Annotated in this window: 8 protein-coding genes and 1 pseudogene; 3 read left to right on the forward strand and 6 right to left on the reverse strand. The window is 48.6% G+C overall.

The annotated features are described in order from the left end of the window. Positions 1–19: 19 nt before the first annotated feature. On the reverse strand, positions 20–2,311 hold the full coding sequence (locus ACES2C_RS18475) for a GAF domain-containing protein (protein ID WP_374164535.1): 2,292 nt from the start codon (positions 2,309–2,311) through the stop codon (positions 20–22). Between the two features lie 315 nt (positions 2,312–2,626). Between ACES2C_RS18475 and ACES2C_RS18480 the strand changes: the two genes are divergently transcribed. Further along, a complete protein-coding gene (locus ACES2C_RS18480) occupies positions 2,627–3,064 on the forward strand; it encodes a metallophosphoesterase (protein ID WP_374164536.1) in 438 nt (145 codons plus the stop codon). Between the two features lie 359 nt (positions 3,065–3,423). Beyond that, a complete protein-coding gene (locus ACES2C_RS18485) occupies positions 3,424–6,231 on the forward strand; it encodes a BamA/TamA family outer membrane protein (RefSeq protein WP_374164537.1) in 2,808 nt (935 codons plus the stop codon). 15 nt (positions 6,232–6,246) lie between these two features. Here the strand turns inward: ACES2C_RS18485 and ACES2C_RS18490 are convergent, their stop codons facing one another. From ACES2C_RS18490 to ACES2C_RS18505, 4 genes and pseudogenes are all read right to left on the reverse strand, one after another. After that, positions 6,247–7,383, reverse strand: coding sequence for a hypothetical protein (locus ACES2C_RS18490; RefSeq protein ID WP_374164538.1), 1,137 nt, complete (start codon positions 7,381–7,383; stop codon positions 6,247–6,249). Positions 7,384–7,400: 17 nt separating this feature from the next. Beyond that, the gene (locus ACES2C_RS18495) at positions 7,401–7,751 is read right to left on the reverse strand and encodes a hypothetical protein (protein WP_374164539.1); all 351 of its coding nucleotides are present in this window, start codon (positions 7,749–7,751) and stop codon (positions 7,401–7,403) included. Positions 7,752–7,800: 49 nt separating this feature from the next. Then, positions 7,801–8,733, reverse strand: a complete 933-nt coding sequence (locus tag ACES2C_RS18500) for a glycosyltransferase (RefSeq protein ID WP_374164540.1) — start codon at positions 8,731–8,733, stop codon at positions 7,801–7,803. A gap of 78 nt (positions 8,734–8,811) precedes the next feature. Continuing rightward, positions 8,812–10,691 (reverse strand): annotated as a pseudogene (locus ACES2C_RS18505) (gamma-glutamyltransferase family protein). A 602-nt stretch (positions 10,692–11,293) separates the two neighbouring features. On the opposite strand from ACES2C_RS18505, the gene idi reads away from it, so the two are divergent. Continuing rightward, positions 11,294–11,848 (forward strand): isopentenyl-diphosphate Delta-isomerase, encoded by a 555-nt coding sequence (gene idi, locus ACES2C_RS18510; protein WP_374164541.1) that lies wholly within the window; start codon positions 11,294–11,296, stop codon positions 11,846–11,848. Positions 11,849–12,117: 269 nt separating this feature from the next. Here idi and ACES2C_RS18515 read toward each other — a convergent pair whose 3' ends face one another. After that, positions 12,118–13,410 (reverse strand): NAD(P)/FAD-dependent oxidoreductase, encoded by a 1,293-nt coding sequence (locus ACES2C_RS18515; protein ID WP_374164542.1) that lies wholly within the window; start codon positions 13,408–13,410, stop codon positions 12,118–12,120. Between the last annotated feature and the right edge of the window lie 135 nt (positions 13,411–13,545).

The following is a 13,545-nucleotide window of genomic DNA, read 5'->3' on the forward strand; positions in this document are numbered from 1 at the left end:
ATTCTGTTATGGATTACAACTATTCATATTTTATTCTCGCCCTTAGCACTTTAAGCCCCGCCACTCCCTGCAAGTCTTCGACCTGATGTTTTTCTGTGTCGGGTTCTAACAGTCCTAAAACACTTAAGTCCCTCAAATAAGCCGAATACTCCTGTTCCTCATCTTCTGTAGTATAAACAATAGCGAGCTTCCCTGGTTCGGTAATACGCTGCGCTGTACCGAGGATGTGCGCTTTATCTATACGTTTTTTCACAATCTCAAACCTGGCATTATAGCTTCCGTCAACATCAAATCGCTTTTCATCCATTCTGAAGCGGATGGATATAGGAGACTGATGGACCAGGACCAGCGTAGTGACATCAAGCGGATATGGAAGGCTATCTTTCATTTCGTGGTGCGTCCGTTCCATTTCACACAGCACACGCAGCTGCCAGAGACGCAACGATTTAAGAACGTCTATAGTAAATAAAGATTCAGGACTAATTGAAGGCCCCACATAGAGATTATGCTCTATCCCGTCCGACTTGAAACGCTCGTAATAATGGGGGAAAATACGCTGAGCCTCCTTTTGTCGCTCATCAAGCAGTGCCGATAACCGGTCATTTATCAGGGAAATGGTCTCCTCATACTTTCTTCTGTGTTCGTGAAAAAGACCATAACAGGGTTCCGTTGCTTCGAGGTATTGATCAATTGCATTGGCAAGTGATTGCCGCATTGCACATGCGAGGGGATAAAAATGATGGCGCATAAAGTCCGTCACTGCCTGCTCTGTACCGGCGCGGAGAGGCAAGTCCAGCTCTTTCAGAAATAGAACCAGCTGTGTTTTTATTTCAGCGGTGGCGTCCAGCTCCTCTCCTCCCTGTTCCAGCAGACCTAGTGCAGTATTCAACTGCCTTTGCAGGTCTTTCTGAATGCTCCTGTTGCGTGCGAGGGATGATCCCCGCACATCTATGGCGGCATAAAAAGGCATCACATCATTGAAAACAATTTCTGCAGGCAGGGCATCCTCACCTGCCCTTCTGCTCCGAAGATATCTTTCAGCCTCCTGCTTAAACTTCCAGTATACACTGGAGTGAATAGAGGTGTATTTATCTTGTATAGCCACCTGCACCTGGTTCTGGTATTCTGCAATCAGTCTCTTAATATTATTCGTAATATGCGGCATTACCACGTCCAGCTTATTGGCATTTATGCTATTAAGGTCACCTGGCAGTGCCGACAGGATTTCGAGCACTCCGAGTACCCTCTCACCGCTAACCACCGGTGCAAGAATAAAACAGCTGACACCTTCGGATGCGAAACGCGAAGAAGGTCCCGACCAGGGAAAGGAGGAGCGGTACTGATGAACATTTGAAACCGCGAAATACCTTTTTCTGCGGATCACAGCCTCGTACGACTCACTGCAAAACACCCCTTTTGCGGGCACAGGTTCGTCTCCCGCCACCAGATAGCTCTTAGACGGACTTCCAAAAGCTGCCGTTTTCAGCATATCCCGTTCCTCATCATAAAGACTAAAACCCATTCTGATGTGTGGCGTATTGAATATCGACTGCAGGATAGGCTCTGCATTCTTCTCAAAGCTTTCGGCCCTGAACCTGATCAGCTTTTCCTTAAGAAGGGAAACGGCATTTTCAGTGGTCACATCAACGAGCGACATTAAGGCAAAGCCTCTCATGAGCCAGCTTCCGGGAGGAAATTTCTTCTTCCACAGGTCCAGCTCGTGGTAGCTATCCAAAAGAAGGGCAATGTCCTCACTACTCAGGCGCTGACTCTGCTCTGTGGGAATAATTTCAAGATAGTCGGCATTATAAAGTATCCTGTAATGCCTCATTACCCCATTTGGAGCCGGAATGTCGTAGAACAAAGGTTGGCGAAAGTCCAGCTGAGTATTGTAGTACTTATTGAGGATAAGGCAACAGTTAAGAACGTAGAATTGATGCAGATCGAAGTTCCGTATATTGTACTCAAAATCCTCGCCTGCTCCCCCGAGTATTTTCCTGAAGCGTTCCGTAAGATTAAATACCAGATTGGTGTAAGGCAGGGAGATCCCCTTTATTTCATTTGCTGACAGTGCTTCGGGAAAGTAGCTTGCGAACAGCCTCCTGATTAAAGCTGTGTTGGTATGGATCTGCGATTCATCAGTGATCCCGTCAATTAGCTCGGGGTGGAGAGCAGCCTCTTCCAACAGTTCTCTGCTAGCACTCCCACTCTCCCCGGTATCCTCACCTGCTGCCTCCTGCATTCGCCGCATTAAGGGCTCAAAGGAAAGCTGAAGCTGAAAAGGGCTTTCAGGAAAGGCAAACAAGTCCATGGTAAAGTATTTTTACAAACATATACAAAATTCCGCAGGCCGAAAGCGGTCAGGCACTACCTCTGAGATAGAGAAGTTGAATACAGGGCTTCTAAACCTCATTAGAGCCACATGCCTCGCAATGCAGCGAATAAAAGGAACAACCTTTACCCGTATATTTACAATATTTTACACAGGCCTTATCCTATAATTGCAGAGCCTGCGTATCTTCCGCCGATTTTGATGTGCGGGCATTACCATTTTCCCCCAGCGACCCGGGGCTAATACCGAAAAGCGCTCTTTGAATTATTGCAGAAGGGCACAAGAATATATCTGATGAAAAAAATTCTACTGACACTCCTCCTTATTCCAGCTCTCATAGCCCTGAAAGCCCAGGACTCGGTCCTGCACCGGATTATTCTTATCGGCGATGCAGGAGAAATGGATCCGCAGCAGCGCAATGTCATTTTGGATGCCGCAGCGAAAGTTATTCCTCACCGGACTTCCTCATTCTTTCTGGGCGATAATATTTACCCGCGGGGAATGGGCCTTCCCGGCAGCCCCGAGGAAAAGGAAACACAGGCCATTCTGAAGTCCCAGTATCAGCCCCTGCGCAAGGCTGGCAGCCCTGTATTCTTTATCCCTGGAAATCACGACTGGGATCGCATGGGACCAAAAGGCCTTGCAAAGATCAGGCAGCAGTCAGACTTTCTTGCCGCTCAGCAAGACTCCCTCCTAGAAATGATTCCGAAGGGGGATGCCCGGGACCGGTAGAAATAAACTTAACGCCCGATCTCACAGTCATTGCCTTCGACTCTGAGTGGTGGGTCTATACATACGATAAAGGCGACAAGTCCGGAGAATGCGATTGCAACACAAAGGACGAGATTGTAGATAAACTAGAGCAGCTGTTTTATAAAAATCGTGACAAGGTCATTATTCTTGCCTCTCATCATCCTTTCAAGACCTATGGCACCCATGGCGGGTATTTTTCGTTAAAAGACCATCTGTTCCCTCTCACCGCTGCCAACAAGAACCTCTACATTCCGCTGCCGGTCCTTGGATCACTTTATCCCTTCCTCCGCAATACGTTCACCAACCCCGAAGACCTGAAGCATCCCCTTTACCAGAACATGATTAAACGGGTAGACGGCGTCTTCAAGGGCTTTCCAAATCTAATCCGGGTAGCCGGGCATGACCATGGACTCCAGCTGATCAAGGGAGAACACCTGCAGGTGGTAAGCGGCGCGGGAGCAAAGAACAGCTATGCGCGAAAAGGGAAGGACGCTCTTTTTGCAGACGCAACACAGGGCTATGTAACAGCCGACCTGATGGCTGACCGCTCTGTCAGGCTGACGTACTATATCGACTCGGAGCAGGGCGTACAGCCGGTTTTTTCTTATAGCCAGCCCTACACCTCGTTTTCCCGACTGAGGGAACAAAGCTATGCGCCGCTTTCCGGAGACAGCGTTACGGTAGCCGTCCACCCCTCCTATGACCAGGTAAGCTCCTTTCACCGGAAGCTCTTTGGCGAGAACTACCGGAAAGAATGGGCTGCTCCCACACGTCTGCCAGTCATCCGCCTTTCGGAGTATCACGGAGGACTTATCCCTTCCAAACGAGGCGGCGGCATGCAGTCCAAATCGCTTAGACTAGAGGACAAGGAAGGCAAGGAGTGGGTCATCAGGTCCGTTGAAAAGACGCCTGACCTATTGTTGCCTCCTGAACTGCGCGAAACATTTGCCAGAGACTGGATCGATGATGCTCTTAGCGCTCAACACCCGTTTTCAGCGCTCAGCGTCCCGCCTCTTGCACAGGCTGCAGGAGTTCCGCACGCTAAACCTGTCATTGGCGTAATTGCTCCCGATAAGAATCTTGGAATCTATGAGAAGGACTTCGTCAACAAGGTTGTACTTCTCGAAGAGCGGGAGCCTGCCGGAGAGTCTGATAATACTTTTAAGATGCTTGGCAAACTACAGAAAGACAATAAGCAGACATACGATGCTGAAAACTTCCTTCGTGCCAGGCTGCTTGACCTGCTGATAGGCGACTGGGACAGGCACGAAGACCAGTGGCGCTGGGCAGAAAGGAAAGAAGAAGACAGGAAAGTCTACCTCGGTGTCCCCCGCGATCGTGATCAGGTATTCCGGATTGCCGATGGCCTCTTTCCCCGGATCGCCAAGCTTAGGTGGATCGCTCCTACCCTGCAGGGGTTCGAAGGACAAATTAATGACGTACGGTATTCTTTATTTAAAACACGCTTTGTAAATGCCTTGCCCGCCTCTCAGCTCCCCTACGAACGCTGGAACCAGATTGTCAGAGAGTTTGTAACCGCAATGACGGATTCAGTTCTGGAAGAAGCATTAAAACGCTTACCTGCGCCTTCCTACCAGATGAAACACGACCGGCTTTTAGCGGCGCTAAAGACACGGAGGGCAAATATCCCCGCTGCCATGGATGAGTATTACCGGTTCATCAATAAAATAGCAGATGTTCGCTTAAGTGATAAAAACGAAAGAATAGAGATTAAGGAAGGTCCTGATCGGGCACTCCTGCTCACTATAACAGGAACAGGCAAATCGGGAGAGGCGGCAGATACACTGGTATCCAAAAGTTATGATCCTAAAATCACCAGGGAAGTCAGGGTCTACACCGGCCAGGGAAACGATGACGCCACTATTGCCCTCAGCAATTCACCGGTCAAAGTGCGGCTGATAGCCGAAGAAGGAAGAAAGACCATAGCTGTCGGACAGACTGATAAACGGGTACAGATTTATGCGCGCCCGGGCGACGCCGCAATAACAGGCGATAAGAGATATTTTACTGCTCACATCCGCGCCGACAGTCTGAACACAGTCTTTGTTCCGGTCAATCCCTACAACACCACTATGCCGCTACTGAACGCTGCACTTAATCTGGACGACGGATTCCTGTTAGGGCTTGGGTTCAAACACATTCGGCGGGAAGGGTTCAGAAAGCTGCCGTACGCTAACACGCAGCAGCTGATGCTCACCCGCTCATTCTCGACACAAGCCTTTTCCATCGATTACAAGGGAGAATGGGTGCATGCCCTTGGTTCTGCTGACCTTCTTCTGAGCACGGCTATCAATGCGCCCGATAATACGCGAAACTTTTTCGGCAGGGGCAATGAAACCCAGCTAGATAAAACGGGCGACTTTAAGCGTTACTACCGGGCCAGATTCAACACCTACCTGCTGGACCCCTCCCTCAGATGGAGAAATGAAAAAGGGGGCAGCTTCAGCATCGGCCCCTCGTTCCAGTACTATACGGCTGACCCGGCCGACAACCGCGAAAGGGTGACAATGAACAGCTCTATTATCGGATCGTACGACAGTCTTGCCATCTGGAAAAGTAAAGCACATGCCGGCCTGGTCATGCAACTTACCAGTGACCGCAGAAACAATCCGTTGCTGCCAGCATGGGGAACAAATGTAAGCATCCGCATACAGAGCTATACGGGCTTGAACGGATACTCAAAGTCATACATCCAAATCCTCCCTGAAGCCTCGCTTTATAAGAGTCTTAACAGCAAATCAACCATTGTTCTTGCCGAACGTATCGGCGGAGGAGTTTCCTTTGGCAAAACCGCCTTTTATCAGGCACTTTTCCTGGGAGGGCAGGGAAACCTGATGGGATTCAGGCAGTACCGCTTCGCAGGGCAGCATATGCTTTACAACAACCTCGAGACGCGTATTAAGCTGACTGATCTGGCTAGCTACATCCTTCCCGGGCAGTTCGGCTTCCTTGCATTCTATGACCTCGGCAGAGTATGGGAAAAAGGCGAAAAATCTAACAACTGGCACCATGGTACAGGCGCCGGTCTTTATTTCGCTCCTGCCCAGGTAACCGTATTCCGGCTTGTTGCCGGTTATTCAAAGGAGGGCTGGTACCCTTCAGCCGCCATGAAGTTCAGGTTTTAGCTCCTTAGGTAACCACTACCTTCCATCCTCTACATACAGTGCATAGCGCGATTCAGCAGGCAAGGTATTGCGATATCCGGTCGAATCAATTCCCGATTCCCTGAAGAAGCCCGGAATGACCTCCTTTTGCGGAAATAAGATAAGAGCAGGTTTTTCCATTCCCCGTTTGTAGAGTCTGTTGGGGAACCAGCTGGTCCACCGACGTGTTAAGACTTGTACAAACTCAGGATCATCCTCATTCCGCAGGGGATTCAAAACCGGATACCCGTAGAACTGTGGTCCACCTGTCTTTTTGACGTATGACACGATTGAGAACGTTGCTTCGTTTGCTGTAACCGGATCCGCAGCAAAGAGCGCAATCCGACCTGTGCTGCGATGCTCCTGCAGACCAGCAAAAAGAAGCTTATTGTCCCGCCCTTCGTCCCTAAAGTTGACTGCGTGATCCTTTATCTCCCGGTATTGGAATCGCTGACAAAACATCGAAACGCCCACCAAAACGATGGCAACTACCGGCCATTTGTAGCGAACCTCCTTTAAAACCTCTATCAGAACAAGCGCAAAACCTACTGTTGCGGGCAAAAAATACCGTTCGGTCATCCCGCTTTTAGCATACAACGCTACGTTAGGCATTGTGATTAAAAGAAACACAAGCAGTGGTGTCGCCAGATGCCTGAGCGTTTTTGACTGCTTTACTTTTAACCGGGTCGCCGCAAGGGCAACAATCAGGCAAATAGCGAGGATGAGAAAATAGATCTTGAGTTTCTTCAGTACCTCCCAAACCTGGCTTATCTTGCTAAAAAAGTCCTTATCGACACCTGCATAGCCAATCTTATTCGTGCCGACGACAAAAATGATCATATAAAGATTGACGATCATCACGAGCAAAGGCAAGAGGACCATTCTGTTCTTACGGAAAGCCAGACGCCATGAAATTTGAAAAGTTTCCTTATCAACCCATATCTTGTAAAGTACTACCGCAGGAATAATGATAGTAAAGCTCTCTTTTGACAAAGATGCGAGGATCAGAGACACTGCGAAAAAAGCACTATTCAAGGTATAGCGCGAACGGTTTTTGCTCAGAAAATAAAAAGTTAAGCTGAGAAAGAACATCCCAATCGTCTCATTTGGCCCTAAGCGCCACCAAATCGCCATCTGAGGCCCCAAAAAAGTTATTGACAGGAATAAAATACCTTCAGCGATAGAATACCTGAGATTTCTGCAGGCCTGATAAAAAAACCAAAAGTGAGGACGCATAACACGACCGTATAAACTGACCAGGCTGGAAAGTTAGTCCCAAACAAGGAGGCTTGAGCAATACGGTGAACAAAATAAACAGGCCGGTAACGGATGTCCAGATCGCCTTTTATAAAACTCACAGTGGTCTCTCCATACGACTTCGTCGACAAGGTATCAAGTATCCTCAGGATCTCCTGATCATCGGTCATATGATAACCGGATGTGATCGTACCGAACCTCAGAAATAAAAACAAAAGTGAAACAGTGATGATGGCCAGAACCAAAAAGTCTTTCTTTTTTTCATTTGAAAAAATGTAAGTTGGTGAATGTTGTTCAGATCTTCTTTTCTGATATGATGTAAGCAGGCCTTTGCTTGGCAGCAATAAAAAGTTTGCCCAGATACTCTCCTAAAATCCCGATCATCAGGAGCTGGACTCCTCCAATGAAGGAAATCATGGCCAGAATAGAGGTCCATCCCGACACGGTAGCATCAGTCAGGAAGTAGGCAAAAATGGCGTAGACGCCATAACAAAAAGAGAAAAAGGAAAGCGCAGAACCTATGAATGTTGCAAAATGAAGAGGCTTGATACTAAAGCCTGTCACTCCTGCGACCGCAAACTTGAGCATCTTGCTCAGGGAGTATTTCGATTTGCCCCAAAACCTCTCCGCAGGCATATATTCAATCCCGATTTGTCTGAATCCCACCCACTTGATCATGCCCCTAAAAAACAGCGGGCTTTCAGGAAGAGACTTAATAACATCACAAACCTCCCTGCTGATCAGGCGAAAATCAGCACTCCCCTTTTCTATACTAATGTCGGAGAGGGAATTCATGATCCGGTAAAACATGCTCGCAGAAAAACGCTTAAAAAAGCTAAGATTAGGGTCGTCCAGTCGCAGCGTATAGACCACATCGTAGCCGTCTTTCCATTTATTGATCAGATCAGGGATCAATTGAGGGGGATGCTGCATATCCCCATCCATCGAGATCACGCAATCGCCCGAGGCATAATCAAGACCAGCCTTAAGAGCACTCTGATGACCGAAGTTCCGGGAGAATGACAAGTACTTAAACGAGGTGTTTGCATCTGCAACCTCTCTCAAACGTTCAAGCGTGCCGTCTGTGCTTCCATCATTTACAAAGATCACCTCATACCCCGGATATAACTCCATAACAGACCGGAGTTGCGTAACGAGGTTTAGCACGTTTCCTTCCTCGTTAAAAATTGGTATAACTACTGATACTTTGAATGAAGATTCAGGCATTACGATTTCGCTTTTTTATTAGCAGGACTTAACGGGCACGAATTTAACAAAATTTTCTTTACCGTACCTGCGAGCCGATCACCAGGCAATGCCATAGTCCTCTCCATGATTGCTGGAACCTCCCCAGAAGCTCCCGTGCTTCCAGTCGAAGTAGATAGCGTTAATTGGCCCGCTTGTACGATCATCAAAGCTCATTGAATAACCCATAGCCTTCAGCTTATCACGAACCTCCGCAGGCGTATTTTCATTCAGCAGGACCTGTCCTGCCTTGGGCTGACGGTCAGCGGTCTTAACTCCTCCAAGCGACAGCCACAGTTGGTTCGTATTGAAGTTTGCTGCCTCAACTGCTTGCTGAACCGTCATGTTAAACTCCACCACGTTCAAAAAGAACTGAAGGAGATTCTGCTCCTGCGTGTCTCCTCCCTGTACGGCAAATGACAGAAACGGCCGGCCCTCCTTAAGTGCGAGAGATGGCGTTAAGGTGACGCGCGGACGCTTCCCCGGAGCCACTACGTTGAAGGGATTTAAAGTCGAATCGAGGACAAAGCTCTGCATTCGCTGACTCATTCCCACACCCGTGTTTCCGGCAATACAGGCGGGAATCCAGCCACCGCTCGGCGTTATCGAAACAACCCAACCTTCTTTGTCAGCAGCCTCCACTGATGTAGTGCCCAGCCAGAGCTTTTCGTGGTACTCATCCTCCGGAAGGCTATTCCCCAGATCATGGCGAGGAGCAAAATTACGCCTGGTAGTGTCCAGCTCGAATCCACGCGACCTTAACAGGTTAATATAGGGATTAACCTTACCTTCAAAAGGAAAAGGATCGCCGGGGCCTATTTGCGGATCGTTCCTGTCTTTCCTGATCAGAATTGCTCTTTGCCGGGCGTACTCCTTGCTCAGCAAGCCTTTCATAGGCTGGCCTTTGTTAAAAGCAGGGTCGCCATAGTAGAAGTCCCGGTCGGCAAAAGCAAGACTCATCGCCTGATATAAGGTGTGGATATATTCCCCGCTGTTATAGCCCATCTTGCGCAGGTCGACGTTCTCCAGAATATTCAGTGCCTGAAGCATCGCAGGCCCCTGCGTCCACTGCTGTAACTTGTAAACTTCCACGCCCTTGTAGCTGGTCCTCATCGGCTCCTCAACAAGGGGTTTCCAATGCGCGAGATCCTGCATGGTGATAAGTCCGCCCTGCTCCCGACAGCCACGGACAAACTCCCTGGCAATGTCTCCCTTATAAAACCGGTCGTAAGCCGCCATTATCGCTTGCTTCCGACTTTTCCCCAACTTCAAGGCGCGGGTTTCGGCCTCCACTAATTTCGTTAAAGTCGCAAGCAGGTTTTTCTGCACGAATATTTCACCGGACTCCGGAGCCTCCCTGCTCTCTCCCGGGTGAGTAAGAAACACCGCCTTGCTGTAAGGCCACTGCTTAATCTTATCCTTATTGCGTTCTATGCTATTTGCCGTCTGAGCTTCCATCGGATACCCGGCCGCCAGCCGCATCGCAGGAGCAAGAACCTCACGAAGGCTCTGGGTGCCAAACTCAGCAAGCATCAGCATCAGTCCTCCGGGCGTTCCCGGCGTGGTTGCAGCAAGAGGTCCATATTCAGGAGGAAAGTTGTACCCCTTTTCATTAAAAAAGAAGCGGTTGCCCCTGTCGGCGCCACACCCATGGCATTGATCGCAATCACTTTCTTAGTCCTGGGATTGAAAATAAGCGCCTGTGTCTCGCCGCCCCAGCTCAGAACATCCCACATGGTGCAGGTGGCAGCAAGCATAGCACAAGCTGCGTCAACGGCGTTGCCTCCCTTTTGGAACACCATTGAGCCGGCAGTCGCCGCAAGGGGCTTTCCTGTTATGGCTACCCAGTTCCGCCCGTGCAGCGGCGGCTTTTGTGTCTGCTGAGCAAGAACCTGAGCCACCTGCAGCAACGCCAGGCACGATAGTACAAATGCTTTCATAACTTCACAAAGTAGTAATTTTTTGCTTTTATTCTGCCTCCAGACCTTTTTCCGCGCAAACAAGAGCGAACATATAATATATTCGCGATGTTTAATTTGTATGAAGAGTATTATTACAGCCCTTGGCTTAATTGTAGCAGTCGCTGCCAGTTCTTGTTACTCCACCAGAGGAAACAGTGGCAAGCTCCCCCCAGGACAAGTAAAGAAAGCAACTGGTTCTAAGTCCGCCAGGCCGTATGCGCCCGGACAAAGAAAAAAATCGCTCAGGAGTGGGTTCACAAACGTACAGGGAAGAAGGTTCGATATTCCTTATGGCCTTTGAGAATGATGATAGGCAGAGGCCCGAACAAGGGAAGACGTATCCCCGCTCTGCCAAAGGTGAAGCAATAGGCTTCGGAAAAAAGCGTTCATAACAGAACCCGAAAGTTGATCAAAGCCGCGTAAACCACCTTCCTCTCGTTGGCAAGCTGGGCAAGTATCGCATGGAGGCCTGAAAAGCAACTGCTGAGCTCAGGAGCGTAGTGAAGCGTCCTTTTAGCGAAGCAATCTCATTGAGGCCTCTGAAAAACAATTAATAGTCTAAATAATTACTTTCAAACAAAATGAAGATGATAACTGGCGAAGATGTAGTCGTGGTCAACAGCAATGATGAGGAGTTAGGTAGCATGGAAAAGCTGCAGGCGCATCGGGAAGGCGTTCTGCATCGCGCGTTTTCTGTTTTTCTTTTGAATGCACTGGGTGAAATGCTTCTCCAAAAGCGGGCTCCGGGCAAGTACCACTCGCCTGATCTTTGGACGAATGCCTGTTGCAGCCATCCCCGGCCCGGCGAGACTACCGACGCCGCTGCGAAACGTAGACTGCAGGAAGAGATGGGCATCGTGTGCGACATTGAAAAGAAATTCAGTTTCGTCTACCGTGCAGACTTTGAAAACGGACTTACAGAACATGAATATGACCATGTCTTTCTTGGGCAATACAGTGATGACGTCATGGCCAATCCGGAGGAAGTTTCAGACTGGAAATACATGCCTTTGGAAGAGATCAGAGAGGACCTAAAAATCCATCCCGAAAAATACACCTATTGGTTCAGAATTGCATTTCCGATGATCTTGCAGGAGCCAGATGCACTCCCTCCCAGCTCACCAAAAAAGCCTTAAGCAGGCATCAACCTCTCCTGGTAGAAAGGAACACGCCTGCTTAAGGCTAATCTTTTCGGCATTCCTCCGTCTTGCCGGCTCTGTTCCCGCGGTTTCAGAAGCACCCGCCGGCCCCCGACTGAGCTCTCAATCAGCAGTCAGGCGTCCGAAGCGTTCCGTATACCGAAAGAGCAAAGTGGTAGTCTTTATATTATAAAATAGCCCTTTGCTCAAAGAGCCCGGTAGAAAATCGAAACGCCAGCATGCTTTTCTTTAGCAGCGACCCGTTTCTAATAAACTTCGCGCCGCTCTTCTTCTTTATGCCCTTCGTCCACCGGCCGCACAATAAGGCGCAGTGTGGCGTCATTGGTAATGAACGACCAAAACCAGCTGAATGCCAGCTTGGCCTTGTTCCTGAATCCAACAAGCGGGATGATATGGATGAAGAGCCAAACCATCCAGGCGAAGAATCCCTTGAAAGAAAACTTAGGCAAATCAGCAGCAGCATTGTACTTTGAGATAATAGCCATGCTGCCCTTGTCCTTATACTTGAACGCCCTCTGCTCTTTTCTCTCCACCTTCCTCATCAGGTTCTCCGCCAGGAGGGCGCCTTGTTGCATAGCCACTTGGGCCACCTGCGGGTGACCTTTCGGGTAACCAGGATCAGTTAACTGCAGGCACTGATCCCCTATTGCAAAAATGTTATCAGATCCCAGCACCTTATTACACTCATCAACCATAACGCGGCGGCCCCTTGCGATCACTTTTTCCGGTAATCCCGGCACTTCCCTGGCAATTACTCCTGATGTCCAGATGAGCGTATTCGTTTCAATTTCGGTGCCGTCGTTGAGTATCACGCGACCGTCATCATAATCTTTAACGGCCTTATTCAGTATAATTTTCACACCCAGCTTGTTCAGCACACTATGAGCTTCTTCCTGGGCTTTTTTACTCATCGGGGCCAACAAAACGGGACCGGCGTCGATCAGGTAAATATGAGACGCGAAGTTCTTAATCTCCGGGTACTCCTTCACCATAATTTTGCTGCCCATCTCGGCAAGCATTCCGGCAAGTTCAACACCAGTTGGACCTCCGCCCGCTATCACGAAGTTTAAAAGACGATTCCGCTCCACCCTGCTTTTCGTGCGGACTGCCTTTTCCATGTTCAGAAGCAGGTGGTTCCGCATGTTCAGAGCTTCATCGATCGTCTTCATTGGCATCGCATTTTTCTCGACATTTTCGATACCGAAATAGTTTGTTTCAGTCCCCATGGCCAGAACCAGGTAGTCGTATTCAAGAATGCCGTTATCCGTCATGATTGTATTGCTCTGCGGATTAACCTTCACCAACGAACCAAGATGAAACCGCACATTATTTTTCTCCCGAAACATCCTCCTGAATGGATAGCTGATGTTAGAAAGCTCAATAAACGCAGTCGCTACCTGATACAGAAGCGGAGGAAAAAAATGGTAATTGTTTTTATCAACGAGAGTAATCTGAAAGCGGTCGTCACCTTTAAATCTCTTAATGAGATTAATACCGGCAAAGCCGCCCCCGACTATCACTATTTTAAATTTACTCATATACATTTTGAAATATTTGCAAAAATAACGAAAAAACGTTATCATTAACTCATCTTTGCGTCATAAATGTTTAAACACTGTTATGACCACAACCAGTAGCCGCTGAGGATAATTAAAGTTAATATCAGCTTCCCG

The organism is Arcticibacter sp. MXS-1, from assembly GCF_041902385.1.
Classification (GTDB): Bacteria; Bacteroidota; Bacteroidia; order Sphingobacteriales; family Sphingobacteriaceae; genus Arcticibacter.